The organism is Pseudoalteromonas sp. 20-MNA-CIBAN-0454 (assembly GCF_040308685.1).
Classification (GTDB): domain Bacteria; phylum Pseudomonadota; class Gammaproteobacteria; order Enterobacterales; family Alteromonadaceae; genus Pseudoalteromonas; species Pseudoalteromonas nigrifaciens.
The window spans coordinates 23,037-40,177 of record NZ_JBEOOB010000022.1 but is presented as its reverse complement, the minus strand read 5'-3'; the positions used below and the strand labels follow the sequence as shown (position 1 = coordinate 40,177).

Here is a 17,141-nt window from a genome sequence, read left to right as displayed (position 1 = left end):
TTAAATTAAGTTGGCAGTAATTCACCATTTTGGGAATATAGAGGAATCAAGATGTCAGTAATCGTAAAAGTAATTGGTCGCGAAATTATGGATTCGCGTGGTAACCCAACTGTTGAAGCTGATGTACATTTAGCTGATGGTTCATGGGGCCGTGCTGCGGCGCCGTCTGGCGCATCTACAGGGACTCGCGAAGCATTAGAATTACGCGATGGTGATAAATCTCGTTATTTAGGTAAAGGCGTATTAAAAGCAGTTGGTTTTATTAATAATGAAATCGCAACCGCTTTAGCAGGCCAAAATGCACTTGAGCAAAGCACTGTTGATCAAGTAATGCTAGATTTAGATGGTACCGAAAATAAAGAAAAATTAGGTGCTAACGCAATTTTAGCAGTATCGCTAGCAACGGCTAAAGCTGCTGCACAATCTAAAAAAGTTGAGCTTTATGAGCATATTGCTGACTTAAACGGTACACCGGGTGTTTACTCTATGCCATTACCAATGATGAACATTATCAATGGTGGCGAACATGCAGATAACTCTGTAGATATTCAAGAGTTTATGATCCAACCAATTGGCGCTAAAAACTTCCGTGAAGCTCTACGCATGGGCGCAGAAATATTTCACAGCCTAGCTAAAGTACTTAAAGCAGACGGTCACTCAACAGCGGTAGGTGACGAAGGTGGTTTTGCACCAAACCTTGCATCTAACGAAGCGGCACTAGCTGCAATTAAAGTAGCTGTTGCAAATGCAGGCTACGAGCTAGGTAAAGACATTACATTAGCGCTTGATTGTGCAGCCTCTGAGTTTTACGACAAAGAAGCAAATATTTACAATCTTAAAGGTGAAGGCAAAAAGTTCACTTCTGAAGAGTTTAACTTCTTCTTACAAGATTTAACTCAGCAGTACCCAATCGTGTCTATCGAAGATGGCCTTGATGAGTCTGACTGGGATGGCTTTGCACACCAAACTAAACTAATGGGTGATAAAATCCAATTAGTGGGTGACGATTTGTTTGTAACCAATACTAAGATTTTAAAGCGTGGTATCGACAACGGTATTGCTAACTCAATCTTAATAAAGTTTAACCAAATTGGTTCTTTAACTGAGACATTAGCTGCAATTAAAATGGCTAAAGATGCTGGTTTTACAGTTGTTATTTCTCATCGCTCAGGCGAAACAGAAGATTCAACCATTGCAGATTTAGCAGTAGGTACAGCCGCAGGTCAAATTAAAACAGGTTCATTAAGCCGCTCTGATCGTGTTGCTAAGTACAACCAATTGCTTCGTATTGAAGAGCAATTAGGCGATAAAGCACCGTACAACGGTTTAAAAGAAGTTAAAGGTCAGTAATTCTTTAATTAGAATATGATGTTTAAGCTTATAAATCCTCACTTTGGTGGGGATTTTTTTTGCCTAGGTAAAAAAAGTAAAACAGTAACCAGAAAATCAGAAGTGAGATAACTGTCAGTAACAGTTTAAATACGATTTTTAGGTGGGGTTTTCTATCTCTCTTTTTAGTTTAAATATGTTAAAAGTAGTGTGAAAAGACTTTAAGTGAATATCGGAGTTTTTCAAGTTAGTTGTCGCCTCAAGTTTAATTTTATGCCGCCCTAATTTACTTCTATTTGTACAAATTAAAGTTGAAACTGCTGTTTTAAAATTTCGCCGGTAAAGCTGGTTTTTAAATAAAAACCACGGGGCAGGGTTTTAATAATTTTACCATTAGGGCCAATAGCATCGGTTACTATTTTACTGTGCGCGGCTTTAGGGCGAATTTGAATTGCGTCACCTAAATGCCCCGATATTTCATCAATACGCCCTAGCGCAATAAGCTCCATTTGTTCTTCCCAATCGCGTTGCAATAAAGCGTCTTGCTCAGGTGTGGGTTGCCATAAAAAGCCGCTGCCTATGGTTCTATCAAACGGGGCTATGTCGCGCTCACTTAGTATAGGCAACCAAAGTACATGGTTTAGTTTTTTACGCACGCTGCTTGCGTGCCAGGTCATGCCAGTAACGTTAATGAGTGGGGTTACCGATACAAAGGTGGTTTCTAGCGGCTTGCCTTTATAAGAAATTGGCAATGTTTTTAGCTCTATGCCTAAATCTTCAAAATCGGGCAGTGGTTTTGAGCCAGCAGTTGCGCCTAATACATATTCAATTAATTGCCCCGTCCAGCCTTTTTCACGGAGTAAATCGTCAGGCGTTTTAAAGTTATACTCATTGGCTAATTGGCCAAGGGTAAGCCCAGCAATATTATTAACACGCTGCATTAAGTCATTAATTGAATGTGGTTTTATAGGTCGCATACTGTTTATTTAAGTTGAATAAATACCATCGCCATGATAGCAAATCAGTCCAGCCGTGGATATCTTTGCCTTTGAGTGTTTTTTGTGCACCTTGGGTTTGGTGCAATTTTACACACTTTAATAAACAGTTAAATAAATATAAGCCCATGAATTATAATAAAATTTAAAAATAAACTGTTCAGTTTTCATTAAGTGACACTAAGGTTGTTTGAATGAGTACACATATATAAACATGTTTATCCACAGAATCTGTGGAGAAATCCAGTTTTGCGATCTTATATTGTGGATTTGTTTGCTAAATGAGCGTGTTTTATAAAAGTTATGCACAAGCTGTGAGTAACCACAGTAAATATTCCAATATTGTTTGCCGTAAAGCAGGTAATGTGGAACAATCATTAAAAATCGACTTACAAATGAGGCACTAAGGTGATTGATGCCGAAGGTTTTCGTGCCAATGTCGGAATTGTAATTTGCAATAACCAAGGACAAGTGTTTTGGGCTAGACGTTATGGTCAACATTCTTGGCAATTTCCCCAAGGCGGTGTTGACGATGGTGAAACGCCAGAACAAACCATGTACCGCGAATTACACGAAGAAGTAGGCTTGCGACCAGAAGATGTAGAGATAGTCGCAAGTTCTAAACATTGGTTACGCTATAAGTTACCCAAACGATTAATACGCCGAGACTCAAGTCCGGTATGTATTGGGCAAAAACAAAAATGGTTTTTACTAAAACTACGCTGTAAAGATGAGGACGTAAATTTACTTAAAACCCATCATCCTGAATTTGATGATTGGCGCTGGGTAAGTTATTGGTATCCGGTAAGGCAGGTGGTGTCGTTTAAACGCGATGTTTATCGGCGTGTAATGAAAGAGTTTGCTCCTTTTGCTATGCCTTTTAATAAACGCGAACAGCAAAAAGATCATTGGCGAAATAAAAGGTAGTTAGTTTAGTAAATTAAAGGAGCAGGACATGCTGGCAACACTTAGGTCTATTGCAGAGTCGGTTTCGCAACAAGCGAATTTAGACAGTGCTTTAGCGTGCTTTGTGACAATGGTTAAAGAAGCCATGCAAACCCAGTGCTGCTCTATTTATTTTGCTGACTACAGCCAAGATAACTTTGTACTTATGGCCACCGAAGGGTTAAACCCCGATGCGGTGGGTAAGTTTAGAATTGGCTTTACTGAAGGCCTAGTAGGGCTGGTGGCACAGCGCGAGGAGGCAATTAATATTGCCTTTGCCAAATCTCATCCCCGCTTTAAGCTCTCCCCAGAAGTTAACGAAGAAGGCTATAATGCATTTTTGTCTGTGCCTGTGGTGCATCAAAAAAAAGTACTGGGCGTTATTGTAGTACAACAAAAAATGGCACGTGTATTTAGCCAAGATGAAGAATCGTTTTTAATTACTTTGTCGGCGCAACTTGCCTCACAATTAGCGCATGCTGAAATAAAAGAAGTATTGCGTCAAGATGAGTCTTCTCATCAAACCTCGGTATTAAAAGGGGTGTCGAGTGCTCCGGGTATTAGTATTGGCCATGCATTTGTAGTTATTCCTAAAGTTAACTTTAAATCAATTGAGCTTGAAAAAGAAGGCGATGTAAATGAGCAACGACGCTTATTTACCCAAGCCGTAGCGGCAACCCGAAAAGAATTTAATACACTATCAATGACACTAAGTGATTCTATTCCCCATGAGGCTTTGGCTGTTTTTGATGTTTATCAGCAATTACTCGATGCTAAAAGCTTAGGTCATAACGTTGAGATGGAGTTGCAACAAGGTTGGTGTGCAAAAAGCGCCTTAAAAATAGTAATTGAGCGTTTAATCGCTCAGTTTAATGCCATGCAAGACCCATACATAAAAGAGCGCGCGGTTGATGTTAAAGACATTGGCCTGCGAGTGTTGCACCACCTTGTTAATACCGAATTCGCAATAAAAGATTATCCACCCAATACCATACTTATAGCGCATACACTTACTCCAGCCATGCTGGCTGAGGTGCCTAACGATCGCTTAGTGGGGGTGGTGAGCATAAATGGCTCGGCAAACAGTCATGCGTCAATATTAACCCGTGCTATGGGCGTGCCTGCTATTTGGGGCATCGAAGATATTCCATTACTGCAATTAAATAGTAAACCAATGATTTTGGATGCGTTTTCGGGGCGGTTATATATTTCCCCATCGCAAATGCTAATTGATGAATACACAGAATTACAACACCAAGACAACTTACTTAATAATCGTTTTTTAGCCGAGCAAAACTTTACAGCGGTCACCCTTGATGGTGAACACATAAGTTTACTACTCAATGCGGGGCTGGAGTTAAACACGCAGCAAAACAGTGCCCATATTTGTGACGGCGTTGGCTTGTACCGCACCGAAGCCTGGTTTATGCAAAAAGGGCAGTTTCCATCGCAATCAGAGCAAGAAACCTGGTACCGAGAAGTACTTAATAGTTATTACCCTAATCCGGTAGTAATGCGAACGTTAGATATTGGTGGCGATAAAGTTCTCGATTATTTTAATATTACCGAAGAAAATCCCTTTTTAGGTTGGCGCGGTATTCGTATTAGTTTAGATCACCCTGAGCTATTTTTAGATCAGCTCAAAGCCATGCTTAAAGCAAATATAGGCTTAGGTAATTTAAAAATAATGCTGCCGATGATAAGTGGTACAGAAGAAGTAGACGAATCATTAGCTCTTTTTGAGCAAGCGTATTTTGAGCTTAACGAGCAATACCCAGAGCAAACAATTGAACGACCCGATATAGGTATTATGCTTGAAGTACCGTCGAGTGTATTTATGCTGGCAGACTGGTCTAAAAAAGTCGATTTTTGCTCAGTGGGCAGTAACGATTTAACGCAATACCTGCTCGCTGTAGACAGATCAAACGCGCGGGTTGCAGAACTGTTTAACCCGTATCACCCTGCAGTGCTCAGAGTATTAAATAAAGTGGCTCGTGAGTGCCAGCAATACGAGCTACCGTTTAGTTTATGCGGCGAGCTTGGCGGCGATCCTGAAGGCGCAATATTACTTATTGCCATGGGATATCGTCGTTTAAGTATGAACTTATCATCATTAAATAAAGTTAAATGGGTGCTTAGGCGCTTACATGTCAGCGAAATGGAAGCATTACTTAAAGAGTGCTTAGCGCAATCGTCGGCTAAGCAAGTATTGCGTTTAACTCGCAGCTTTATGATAGAGCATGAGTTAGGCAACTTATTTTACACCCCAAAATAAATTCTCGTGTTAACTGTAATCAGAATCCATTAAGATACGCGCATAATAAAAGGTATATGGGATAACTATGTATGATCTAGGATTATTGGTTGCAAGTTGCGCGCTACTAGGCTGTGTTGTCGGATTTTTAGCCGGATTACTCGGAATTGGTGGTGGCTTAATTATTGTTCCCGTATTAAGTGCCTTATTACTCGCTTTTAATGTAACTGCTGTTGAAAACGTATTAGTTATTGCCATTGCAACATCGCTTGCTTCTATTTTGTTTACCTCTACATCTTCAGCGCTGGCTCATCATAAAAATGATAACGTGCCTTGGGTTATTGCACCTTGGGTTATGTCGGGCGTAGCTGTTGGCGCGCTAATTAGTGGCTTTGCTGCAAGCTTAATACCCGAGCAAATATTACGCACAGTATTTGCTGTAAGCGTGGTATTTATTGCTTTAAGAATGGTGTTATCAGCTCGCAATAAACCTTTGTCAGAAAAACCTTTACCGTCGGGTCCTATTCTAGGCAGCTTATGCGCCATTATGGGGGCACTATCTGGATTAATAGGTATAGGTGGTGGCGCACTAATAGTGCCTTTACTGCATTATTTTTCGGTTGATATTAAAAAGGCCATAGGCTGCGCTGCAGCATGCGGAATTGTTATCGCCTTTTTTGGCTCTATTGGTTATATCAGTGCCGGATGGCAGGTTACCGATTTAGAACACGGTTTTGCAGGGTTTGTATACTTACCCGCATTATTTGGGATTGTAATTACCTCGTGGTTTATAGCGCCTATTGGCGCTAAAGCAACCCACTATTTACCGGTTAATACAATAAAGAAAGTTTTCGCGGTGTTACTTGTTATCATCGCAATTAAAATGGTTTTTAGCTAAAGGTTTATTTTTATGGCACTGGAATTTCCTGTAATCGATCCGATCATATTTTCTGTCGGGCCACTGAGCGTACGTTGGTACGGATTAATGTATTTAATAGGTTTTGCATTTGCAATGTGGTTTGCAAATCGCCAAGCGGCAAAACCAAATTCAGGTTGGACTAAAGACCAAGTAGGCGACTTCCTATTTTACGGCATGCTAGGGGTAATTCTTGGTGGGCGTATTGGTTATGTATTATTTTATCAATTTAGCTATTTTATAGAAAACCCCCTATATTTGTTCAGGATAGATCAAGGTGGAATGTCGTTTCATGGTGGCACCTTAGGAGTGATAACCGCGGTTGTTATTTTTGCTTGGACACGTAAAAAGTCAATACTGCAAGTAGGCGACTTTGTTGCACCGCTTGTACCGGTAGGTTTATTAGCTGGACGTATAGGTAACTTTATAAATGGTGAGCTTTGGGGTCGAGTAAGCGATGTACCATGGGCTATGGTATTTCCAACCGGCGGGCCGTTAGCACGCCATCCATCGCAGCTATACGAAGCATTTTTTGAAGGCTTAGTATTATTTTTAATTTTACAGTGGTTTATTAAAAAGCCTCGCCCTGCTGGTAGTGTAGCGGGTGTATTTTTACTAGGTTACGGCACATTTAGATTTTGTATTGAGTACTTTCGCCAACCAGATGCACAGCTGGGTTTATTTGCCGACTTTATCTCGATGGGGCAAATACTCTCGCTGCCTATGATAGTAGGCGGGTTAGGCTTATTAATTTGGGCTTATAAGCAAGCACCACAAAAAACAGCGGTAAAGGGTTAGAATAAATACCATGAAACAATATTTACAATTATGTCAGCGTATTGTTGATGAAGGCCAGTGGGTAGAAAACAAACGTACGGGCACACGCTGTTTAACCGTGATCAACGCCGATTTAGAGTACGATGTGGCGAATAATCAGTTTCCTATGATCACCACACGTAAAAGCTATTACAAAGCAGCTATTGCCGAATTACTCGGTTACTTGCGTGGCTACGATAGCGCGGCACAGTTTCGCGAAATAGGCTGTAAAACCTGGGATGCAAACGCAAACGAAAATAGCGCTTGGCTTAATAATCCGCACCGTAAAGGTGAGGACGACATGGGGCGTGTTTATGGCGTACAAGGGCGTGCTTGGCAGCGCCCAGATGGCTCAACGCTAGACCAACTAGCAAAAGTAATTAATAACTTAAAAAATGGTATAGACGATCGCGGTGAAATAATTAGTTTTTATAACCCAGGCGAATTTGAGCTTGGCTGTTTACGCCCGTGCATGCACACGCACACGTTTTCATTATTAGGTGACACACTTTATTTAACGTCAATTCAGCGTAGCTGCGACGTACCGCTAGGGCTTAATTTTAATCAAATTCAGTGTTTTGTATTACTGGCATTAGTGGCGCAAATTACTGGGCATAAAGCGGGTAAGGCGTATCATAAAATTACCAACGCGCATATTTATGAAAACCAGCTTGAGCTAATGCGCGATGTGCAGTTAAAACGCGAGCCATTTGCATCGCCGCAGTTAAAAATTAATCCAAACATTAAATCACTAAACGATATAGAAACCTGGGTAACACGCGATGACTTTGAAGTGACAGGTTATGAGTGTCACGAAGCTATTCAATACCCATTTTCGGTATAACAAAACAGATTAAGGAAAACACCATGAAAGCAGTGATCCCCGTAGCGGGCCTCGGAACACGCATGTTACCAGCCACCAAAGCAATTCCAAAAGAAATGCTGCCGGTTGTTGACCGTCCACTAATTCAGTACGTAGTTAACGAAGCCGTTGCCGCAGGTATTAAAGAAATAGTACTGGTAACGCATTCAAGTAAAAACTCAATCGAAAACCACTTCGACACCAGTTTTGAGCTTGAAGCCACACTAGAAAAACGAGTAAAACGACAGCTACTTGCCGAAATACAGTCTATTTGTCCTAAAGATGTAACCATTATTCAAGTACGCCAAGGCGAGGCCAAAGGCCTAGGGCATGCAATTAACTGTGCAGCGCCAATTATAGGTAACGAACCATTTGTGGTTATTTTACCCGATGTAATAATTGATGATATGGAAAGCGATCTTAGTAAAGATAACTTGGCCGAAATGATCAGCCGCTTTGAGCAAACTCAACATAGCCAAATAATGGTAGAGCCAGTTCCAATGGCTGAAGTTGATCAATTTGGTGTTGTTGACTTAGGCAGTGTTGAGCTAAAACAAGGCGAAAGTTCGCCAATTCATAACATGGTAGAAAAGCCACCAGTTAACGAAGCACCATCAAATCTTGCAGTAGTAGGGCGCTATGTATTAAGTAAAAATATTTGGCCATTACTCGCTAAAACACCGCAAGGTGCTGGTAACGAAATTCAGCTTACAGACGCTATTGCCATGCTAATGCAACACGAAACTGTTGATGCATATGCAATTAAAGGGCGCAGCCACGATTGTGGTAGTAAAATTGGTTATCTTAAAGCAACTATTGAGTTTGCACTGCGTCGTGAAGAATTTGCTGACGAGTTAAAAGCGTTTATTAAAACATTAATTTAACATACCTACTTTTTATAAAAGTAACTAAAAGACGCCTATATGGCGTCTTTTTTGTTTTATAGTCGTTAATATCGTAGTATTTGGCGATAAAAACATTATAACTGCAGACACGCTGTAAAATATAATGTAACATTTGTGTTAATTGCTGTTTGGTCTGTTGACTACTAAGCTAAAAAGTACATTAATTGCTTCAGTAATCATTTGTATAAAATAAACCCGGTTATATATCCAAGCACAATTAATAAAGTTAAACGCTTACTTATAAGAATGTTTAACTGAAATGTAAGTGTACTTACACTACTTTCAGGGCAGCGAATGCATGTTTAAATATAAAAAAAATAATACTTTAATATTGAGTTTGCTTATACTCTTGTTTAGCACTGCTTGTGCAACTGCGCCCAACAAAACGCTATTAGCAGAGCCAATAAACGACTCGCCTGAATATGTGTCTATTACTGCATTAGAGCTGGCGCAATTAAAAGATGCTGCAATGCAATGGCAGCAAGCCCGCTCTGGGATTGAACGACTTTTAAAGCTAGAAAAAGATATTACCTATTTGGTAAACCATATAGATATTATAAATAGCAAAGCAATTGCGCAGTCTAATCAAAAAAATCACAACCAATATAATCGCCCCACGCGCAAACAACGCTACTCAAGTAAAGCTCAGCAAGCAATTAAACCAGCTTATAATACAAAGCCAACGGTAAAATTAAACACCCCAAAGCACGTTTTTGCATTGCAAGTTGCGTCGCTCGATTCCGAAAAAGACTTAGTTAAAGCATGGCAAGAACTCAATGAGCAAGCTGCGCCGTTATTTAGAGATAAAATTCGCACCAATGTTGAAACAGCAAATGTTAATAATAAAACCTACTATCGATTAAAGTTAGGCGTGTATCAAAACTTTAAAAATGCCCAAGCCGATTGCAACGTATTTAAACTTTATAAACTCGACTGCATAGTAAGTAACTACACAGATAAACCGGTAAAGCTGTAATTATACCAACTAGCTTTAAATATAAAGTTGCTTATGCTTTATTTATCAATAGAATATGCAGCTTACCTAAGCTGCTTTTTTATAAATTAATTATAAAAAAATAAACAAAAAAGGTTAATAACCCTAATGCTTTTAAAATGGAACTTTAAGCGCATTACACTAATACTAGGATTGTCATTAGTTATAAGTGCATGCAATACAACTAAGCAAAATGAAAGCGCAGAACCGCTTGTAAAACAAGGCGCAGTAAATGCGCCGCAAAGTATACTTATTAAAAAAGCAGATTTAGTTTTACTACAAGACTCTGCAAAGCAGTGGAAAAATGCTCAAACTAATGTTGACAAAATAAGCCAGCTAGAACACAAATTAACGCAGCTAACAGCCACTCTTACGCAACAAATAGAGCAGTCAGAACCCCCCTTAAGCGAACCTAAAGAAACAATATTTAATTTAAATACTCGGTTAGATAAATCCCCAGCATTATTTTCTATACAAGTCGGTGCTTTTAAAAATGAGCCCGCACTTCATAGCGCATTAGCGCAATTAAAGTTAAAAGCCCCAAACATAATACATACTAAAACAGTCGTTAATATCGAGCCTGTAGTAGCTAACAAAGTTACTTTGTATCGATTAAAGCTAGGCTCTTATAAAAATAAAGCTGCAGCACAAAGCGATTGTAAAACCTTAATACAGCAGCAAGTAGCTTGTTTTGTGGGCAATTACACCCAAAAAATTTAGCGAAGTATGTTTTAGGTATTTAAAGCTGATTAGTTATAACGTTGAAACTCAATTTACCTGTGTGCTAACACATACCTATAAGTCGAGCTAAAATTAATACAGCAGTTAAAACCCAGCAATGCAGTTTGTAAGTTCAATGCTAATTTAATAGCCAAGTAAAAATTTAAAAGGCAAATAATATGATAAAACAACAGCTAATGAGATTGTTAAGTATTAGCCTAATTGTACTTTGTGGATGCAGTAGTAAAGTTAAAGAGGCTCAACACAATGTTACTACCACAAATAAGGTTAGTAATGAGGTTACTATTTCGGCAGAAGAATTAGCGCAATTAAGAGCATCATCTCAACAATGGCAACAAGCCAAAGCAGGCGTTAGACGTTTGCTTGTTATTGAACACGATTTAAAGTTACTTATTAGCCAATTAAATGAAGTAGCGCAACGAGAGTCGACAACACAAAGTAATCTAAAGCAAGAGGGGAGCAACCTAAATCAAGACACTACAGCGTCAGAAGAGGCTGTTAATGTGCAAGCCAAAGCAACCGTACAACCTAAAGTAATACAGCCATTGTTTGCCCTGCAGGTCGCATCGGTTACCGATTGGATACGATTAACCCAAAGTTATAATGAAGTGAAATCTAAGGCTACAAAACTATTAGCAAGCCCATTTATTGCCAACGTAGAAACCGCAAAGGTTAAAGGGGTTACTTTTTATCGCTTAAAAATTGGCGCTTATAAACTTCAAAAAAATGCAACGGCAGATTGCGATATACTAAAGCAGCATCAAGTGGGTTGTATTGTTAGTAATTATACAGAACAACCATTAAAATTATAAATAGGCATAGTAATTGCTTTGTTATTGTCATGTTTTTTGAGGATGGCAACTATGCGCCTTTTATTACCGTTATTATTAGTAAACTTAGCAGCATGTAGCTTAACACCACAGCCTGAGCCAAGTGTGAGCACGCCTGCGCGTATAGCAACCATGGCACCTTATACGGTTAACGACTACGTAAATAACTTAACTTATCAGCTTAGTCACTTTAAAGGGCCTTTAAGCGGTAACTCTCGCATTGGGGTAAGCAGCTTTTATTACGCAAACGCGCTAGATTCAAAGCTTCCCAGCGGCCAAGCTGAAGGTTTAAGCCAGCAAATTCAAGAAAGCCTGCTAACACAATTCACTCAATTGGGATATAACACCGTTGAGTACCGTTTAAGTAATAATATAAATTTAGCATCTAACGCCGACAGCGCGCTTAGCAGAGATATAACTAAACTGCGCGAACGTCAGAATATTGACTTAATTATTACCGGCACAGTTACGCGCCAGCAACATGCTTACATTGTTAATGCCCGATTGGTTAATATTAATAATAAACACGTTTTATCAGCTGGCAGTACCGAAATCCCGATTAATGTAATGTGGGGCAGTGAAAAAGTTCAGCAACGCGATAATAACTTATATCGCAGCGAATACTAATTAGGAGCACAAAATGAAAAAGCTATTACTTACATTATGTTTGCCATTGGGCTTTGGGTGCTCACAAATGCTAACAGGCATGAACTCAGACACCACACAAAAAAATCAAAACAACTCAGTACAATTGGCTAATGGCGAGCGTGCAGTGGCAGCCCCAATGACCGACAATCAGGTATATCAGTCGGGGTTAGGGCAACATACTAATTATTCAAAATCGAGCACGCCATCACGTAAAAACATTAATCATTATGTGCGTGGCATAATGCAAAGCATGGTAGAAAACCTACAATATGTGAACGAAAAAACTCCACTGGCCGTTTCAAGTTTTGTGTTTTTAGATGATGATTACAACGACGCAAGTTTGTTAGGAAATCAAATTGCCGAAAGTTTCATGCATGAACTACACAGCTTTGGCATACCTGTTATCGACTTTAAAACTACCGATTATATGCGCGTAACCCCAAGCGGCGACTTTGTATTTAGCCGCGACTACCTTGAACTAAACCAAGATCAAAACTTTAACTATGTTTTAGCCGGTACTTTAGTAAGCCATCAAGGTGGTGTGCTTGTAAATGCACGTATTATTGGCTTAGCTAGTAAAGCCGTAGTAGGAACAGCGCAAGGCTTTATTCCTCAGTCAGTGGTTGATGCACTTAATAGTAGCTACAGAACCGATGGCATTATGCTTAAACAAGCCAGTAAATGAGCGAGGCAATAATGGGTTACAAATTAAATAGCGTTACCGCATTATTTATCCTGCTAGGATTAGCAGGGTGCTCTACTGCGGGTAATAATAAGCAGGTTAAAACTAATAATGCAGACACTCATTTTGATGTGAATGCTCGTTATGAGCATGCACAAGGGCTACAAACGCAGAGCGAATACGACTCGTCGCGACAATTTATGCCGTTAAAACATCATAAAACCTTGGTTAATTATGTAGAGCAAATGGCGCTTGATTTAGTCGACACCTTAGAGTCTGGTAGTGAGCTTGATGAGAGCATAAATATAGCGGTGACAAGCATAGTTGATTTAGATGCCACCTTAAATAACAGCAACCAGCTGGGTAACCAAATATCAGAAACACTCATTCATCAACTACAAAAGTTTGGTTATGGGGTGGTTGATTTTAAAACGAGTGATGCAATAAACGTAAATCGCCGTGGCGACTTTGTTTTTTCACGAGACATAAAAAATCTCAGCAAAAAGCATATGGCAAGCCATGTACTCGGTGGTACGTTAATATACCGCGCCAATGGCGTTACAGTGAATACCCGAGTTATAAACGTAAATAATAAACAAGTCGTTGCTAGTAGCCGAAAATTTATACCAATATACGTTTTAAACAAAGAAGATATCTACTTATCAAGTAATTAAACACAGTTTGCACTTGATCCAAAAAAGACAATGCCGTTATAATTTTAGCCTCAGTTTAGGCCTCTTAGTTAAATGGATATAACGGCCCCCTCCTAAGGGGCAGTTGCAAGTTCGATTCTTGCAGGGGCTACCAGTAAAATCAATGAGTTAGGAAGTTCTCTTCTCGCTTTTTAATTTCTGTGTAGCACATATGTAGCAGTGTGCTGTTGTTTTAATACAGACAATTTGAATTCCAAGCGTGCCTCAATGCTGTTTCGAACTCTTCTCCTTGTATATTATTTAATTCTGCATCAAGCATTTCTTGCCATACCTTTTCATCACACTCATCAAAAAGTTCATAAAGAGCATCTACTTCTTCTTGTATTATTTCTAAAGTAACTCTGCGGCTGTTAAATAGCTTTGTATCATCATTTAGATTAAAAACTCGAATAGTCTCAGTTGCTTTCAATAAAGCTTGACCTTCTAAGTCAATTTGAGGTGATATTTTTCCATTAGTTAAGAATAAGAGGTAATCATCGGGAGAATCTATATCGGGCTTTATTAGATTATTTACTTGATAATTGACAGCGCCACTATCTTTAAATATTCCACACCTATTCCAGCCACCCTTTTGAGAGCTATCACCACATGAGCCAAATAAGTTATTCCAATTAAATGTTTCTTGAATATGAAGTTTTCTATTTTTAAAATGTTCAATATGCTTGCGATTTAGTCTACATTCGCAGTATGCGCAAATACCTCGTTGCATTTTTTCTAACTCCTCCCAAACTAGATCTTTTGGGGCATCAGTCCATTTATTTACACCCGGTATAAATTTATCTAAACAAGTTAATGCATTGTGTCTATCTAGTTTTTTCATAGCCTAATCTTTATTCTTTAGTTTTTTTTGAGCTTGAAGTTTCATTGATTGTATACGTATTAAACTTTTGCACTTTTTCATTTCAGAACTTTCTTCTCCAAAGTGAAGCATTATCATTTGAAAGTATTCTTTTGCTTCTTCGTTGTTTTCATATATTTTCTTATTTAAGGCTCTTTCAAAGTCGCTTATTAGATGGGTTTCCCTTATGTTTTGTGGAGTTGCAAATGTTCCCATTATTTGCTCTAAGACATCAGAGTTTATAACTCCTTTTGTTTGAAATTTTGGTTTAACCAAATTAATCGTTTCGTTTAAATTAACGCTATCGAATAATCTTATATTTCTTTTATCGATAGTCGATAAAACAAGCGGGCTATGAGTTGTTATTATTAACTGCAAATTTGGAAAGTACTTTTGTAAATCAGGAACAATATTTTGTTGCCATTTGGGGTGCAGATGTAGCTCAACCTCATCAATTAAAACAATGCCGAGGCCTTCTAGAGGGTTTACTAATTTAGGGTTTAACATTATTAATCGACGAACAATATCTGATACTAAACTTAAGAAAACTCTTTGTCCGTCAGATAATTGTTCGACTTGAACATTGATACCATCATTATTAACCATGGCTATATCTGATCCTGAACTGGTCTCAACCCAGATGTTACTAATGCTAGGAATAATGTTGCATATTGCTTCAACGACAATTTTCATTCGTTGAGAGTCAGTTAAAGTCTTATTTTTCTTTGCATCAGCAAACTTTTGCATTGATTTAACTAGTTTGTCTTGTGTTTCTCTTAATATTGGCTCTAATGACAAAACTCCGTTAGCTATTGAGTGTTCCAATCCATTAACTTGCTCTTGAAGAGTACTTATTTCAGCTGAGCCATCATTTTCAGCTTTTTTATGAAGTGATATAAACCATTCAATAAAATGCTCAAATTTACCAGCACCTACTAGTGATGAGGTATATGCATCAAATCTTTCTTCTCTTAAGCTCGTGTTTTCTTTATTGTTTCTTATTGTTGGGTGTGAACGCTCGACTGAATAAAAGGCAAATAATGGTAAATTTATAGTTTGCTTGTCATTAATAATTCTAAAAATATCAGCGAAGTATTTTAATAGTTTTATATCACTTTCTCTTTTATTTCTCACTCCTAAAGCTGCTCTTGATAAACGAGCTGATATGCGTTTTGCTCCATTACCATAGTTAAAATCCGTTAATATATCTGTGTATTTATTCCTAGAGCTTTTTTTTATGTCATATAAATCGCTTACCCGTTGTCCAGCCCCATCTTCTCTAAGTATATTAGAAGCAACCCAACTTAGGGTTTTTGCAATAGCATTTAAGATTGAGGTTTTTCCTTTACCGTTATCACCAATAATTACAGTCAGATCATTTTCAAAAGAACCTCTTAGATGTGTAAACGCTCGGAAATCAAAAAGCTCAAAACTGTCTAAATAAACTTTATTTGTAGGCTGGAATTCAGGAGAAGCTAAACTATTATTTTTTTCAATATAATGGATACAGTTGTCAAAATACTCTTGAGCTATTGTCGGGTTACTTTCGACTCCATCTTGGCCGTGTAAGTAGTTTTGATATAATTGGAAAGATGAAAAAAGCTCTCCTTTTTTTGATTTATTTTGCAGTTCTTTGATGTTTTTTTTATTTCGGCTATTCATTTTCTTGCCCCGCAAAGACTATCTATAATTTCGTTGGAATATTTTACTTTTAACCTTTCTAAAAAGTTAGGCTCAATATGCTTAGCGAAAGAAAGTAAACCCCTTAAATGATCTTCTTCTGTGCTTTCAAGTTGTTGATATTTATGTTGGTTTATTAAATGTTTAATATAGCGTTTTCTCTCTCTTCCTAGAGATAAATCACCTTCATTATTTATAGTTATACCAGTGACGTGTCTATTATGAGCCTTTGACGAGAATACTGTTTTACTATGGTTCAACTTTATTGCGTTATCAAAGTTATCTATTAGTAGTTTTTGTACAATAGGAATAATATCGTAGAGTATATTTTTAGTATTTGTTGAAAATGTAAGGTCGTCAGCATAGCGAGTGTAGTTTATGTTTTTATTTTTACAGTAATCGAATAAAGCACAGTCAAAAATATATAAACAAAAGTTAGATATTAGAGGTGAGCTTGGGGCTCCAACACTTAAAATTAATTTCCCTTCTCTAGTTTTACTTGGGCACCAAAAAAGTATTTTTTCAACAAGCATTTTTTCGAATGGGTCAGAATGTGGAGCTTTAGCGCCGCTTTTATTTAAACAGTTCCAAAATAGTTCAGGATTAATTGAATTGAAGAAGTTTTCTAAATCTGTTTTTAATAAATATTTATTTTTTGCATGGGCTAATGCATTTTCTTTGATACTTTTCCCAAGCCTATAAGCAGTTGCTGATTTATGTAAAGGGAATTTAAAGAGTTTTACAAAAGCTCTTTGGTAATTTTTGAGCTCACTAGTCGGTTGAGCAATGATGCGGTGACCATGCGAACGTTTTGGTATTTTGTAAACTTTATATCTATTAGGCGCATTGAGAAGAAAAGCGATTACTTCAGGTTCATTTTTTTTTAATTCTAGCGCTAATTTCTTAGATAAGTTCATATATATTCCAAATAAATAAGCCCAAGAGTGAAAATACTCTTGGGCTTAACTCTTTACTAGAGACAGCGAAATATGC

The 17,141-nt window shown here is 38.1% G+C and carries 17 protein-coding genes and 1 tRNA gene; 14 read left to right on the top strand and 4 right to left on the bottom strand.

Features of this window, described 5'->3' with window-relative positions; all coding sequences use genetic code 11:
- The first annotated feature begins 51 nt into the window (after nt 1-51).
- A complete protein-coding gene (eno, locus tag AAEZ22_RS11835; protein WP_011327438.1) occupies nt 52-1,350 on the top strand; it encodes a phosphopyruvate hydratase in 1,299 nt (432 codons plus the stop codon).
- A 284-nt stretch (nt 1,351-1,634) separates the two neighbouring features.
- On the opposite strand, the gene mutH is transcribed toward eno, so the two are convergent.
- On the bottom strand, nt 1,635-2,306 hold the full coding sequence (gene mutH / locus AAEZ22_RS11830) for a DNA mismatch repair endonuclease MutH (RefSeq protein ID WP_011327439.1): 672 nt from the start codon (nt 2,304-2,306) through the stop codon (nt 1,635-1,637).
- A 426-nt stretch (nt 2,307-2,732) separates the two neighbouring features.
- Between mutH and rppH the strand changes: the two genes are divergently transcribed.
- The 13 genes from rppH (at nt 2,733) to AAEZ22_RS11765 (ending at nt 13,724) form a co-directional block, all read left to right on the top strand.
- Nucleotides 2,733-3,251 carry an RNA pyrophosphohydrolase gene (gene rppH / locus AAEZ22_RS11825; protein ID WP_008111786.1) on the top strand — a complete coding sequence of 173 codons (519 nt, stop codon included), beginning with the start codon at nt 2,733-2,735 and terminating at the stop codon, nt 3,249-3,251.
- A 28-nt stretch (nt 3,252-3,279) separates the two neighbouring features.
- A complete protein-coding gene (ptsP, locus tag AAEZ22_RS11820) occupies nt 3,280-5,544 on the top strand; it encodes a phosphoenolpyruvate--protein phosphotransferase (protein ID WP_352297318.1) in 2,265 nt (754 codons plus the stop codon).
- A 67-nt stretch (nt 5,545-5,611) separates the two neighbouring features.
- A complete protein-coding gene (locus AAEZ22_RS11815) occupies nt 5,612-6,421 on the top strand; it encodes a sulfite exporter TauE/SafE family protein (RefSeq protein ID WP_089367853.1) in 810 nt (269 codons plus the stop codon).
- Nucleotides 6,422-6,433: 12 nt separating this feature from the next.
- Entirely contained in the window at nt 6,434-7,237 is an 804-nt protein-coding gene (lgt, locus tag AAEZ22_RS11810) for a prolipoprotein diacylglyceryl transferase (RefSeq protein WP_089367854.1), read from the top strand.
- Nucleotides 7,238-7,247: 10 nt separating this feature from the next.
- Nucleotides 7,248-8,099 (top strand): thymidylate synthase, encoded by an 852-nt coding sequence (locus AAEZ22_RS11805; RefSeq protein ID WP_011327444.1) that lies wholly within the window; start codon nt 7,248-7,250, stop codon nt 8,097-8,099.
- Between the two features lie 23 nt (nt 8,100-8,122).
- The gene (gene galU, locus AAEZ22_RS11800) at nt 8,123-9,001 is read left to right on the top strand and encodes a UTP--glucose-1-phosphate uridylyltransferase GalU (RefSeq protein WP_350627821.1); all 879 of its coding nucleotides are present in this window, start codon (nt 8,123-8,125) and stop codon (nt 8,999-9,001) included.
- 319 nt (nt 9,002-9,320) lie between these two features.
- On the top strand, nt 9,321-9,998 hold the full coding sequence (locus tag AAEZ22_RS11795; RefSeq protein WP_089367856.1) for an SPOR domain-containing protein: 678 nt from the start codon (nt 9,321-9,323) through the stop codon (nt 9,996-9,998).
- 126 nt (nt 9,999-10,124) lie between these two features.
- The gene (locus AAEZ22_RS11790) at nt 10,125-10,736 is read left to right on the top strand and encodes an SPOR domain-containing protein (protein ID WP_339684300.1); all 612 of its coding nucleotides are present in this window, start codon (nt 10,125-10,127) and stop codon (nt 10,734-10,736) included.
- Nucleotides 10,737-10,915: 179 nt separating this feature from the next.
- Nucleotides 10,916-11,569 carry an SPOR domain-containing protein gene (locus tag AAEZ22_RS11785; RefSeq protein WP_182684476.1) on the top strand — a complete coding sequence of 218 codons (654 nt, stop codon included), beginning with the start codon at nt 10,916-10,918 and terminating at the stop codon, nt 11,567-11,569.
- A gap of 51 nt (nt 11,570-11,620) precedes the next feature.
- On the top strand, nt 11,621-12,214 hold the full coding sequence (locus AAEZ22_RS11780; protein ID WP_089367860.1) for a FlgO family outer membrane protein: 594 nt from the start codon (nt 11,621-11,623) through the stop codon (nt 12,212-12,214).
- A gap of 13 nt (nt 12,215-12,227) precedes the next feature.
- On the top strand, nt 12,228-12,920 hold the full coding sequence (locus AAEZ22_RS11775) for a FlgO family outer membrane protein (RefSeq protein ID WP_011327450.1): 693 nt from the start codon (nt 12,228-12,230) through the stop codon (nt 12,918-12,920).
- A gap of 11 nt (nt 12,921-12,931) precedes the next feature.
- Nucleotides 12,932-13,591, top strand: a complete 660-nt coding sequence (locus AAEZ22_RS11770) for a FlgO family outer membrane protein (protein WP_193038488.1) — start codon at nt 12,932-12,934, stop codon at nt 13,589-13,591.
- 58 nt (nt 13,592-13,649) lie between these two features.
- Nucleotides 13,650-13,724 (top strand) — tRNA-Arg (locus tag AAEZ22_RS11765).
- A gap of 78 nt (nt 13,725-13,802) precedes the next feature.
- On the opposite strand, the gene ptuB is transcribed toward AAEZ22_RS11765, so the two are convergent.
- From ptuB to AAEZ22_RS11750, 3 genes are read right to left on the bottom strand one after another with little or no spacing between them, the layout of a single operon-like run.
- Nucleotides 13,803-14,450, bottom strand: coding sequence for a retron Ec78 anti-phage system effector HNH endonuclease PtuB (gene ptuB / locus AAEZ22_RS11760; RefSeq protein ID WP_350627823.1), 648 nt, complete (start codon nt 14,448-14,450; stop codon nt 13,803-13,805).
- 3 nt (nt 14,451-14,453) lie between these two features.
- Entirely contained in the window at nt 14,454-16,130 is a 1,677-nt protein-coding gene (ptuA, locus tag AAEZ22_RS11755) for a retron Ec78 anti-phage system effector ATPase PtuA (protein ID WP_350627825.1), read from the bottom strand.
- Nucleotides 16,127-17,065 carry a retron St85 family RNA-directed DNA polymerase gene (locus tag AAEZ22_RS11750; RefSeq protein WP_350627827.1) on the bottom strand — a complete coding sequence of 313 codons (939 nt, stop codon included), beginning with the start codon at nt 17,063-17,065 and terminating at the stop codon, nt 16,127-16,129. The genes ptuA and AAEZ22_RS11750 overlap by 4 nt, the downstream gene beginning before the upstream one ends.
- Nucleotides 17,066-17,141: the final 76 nt, after the last annotated feature.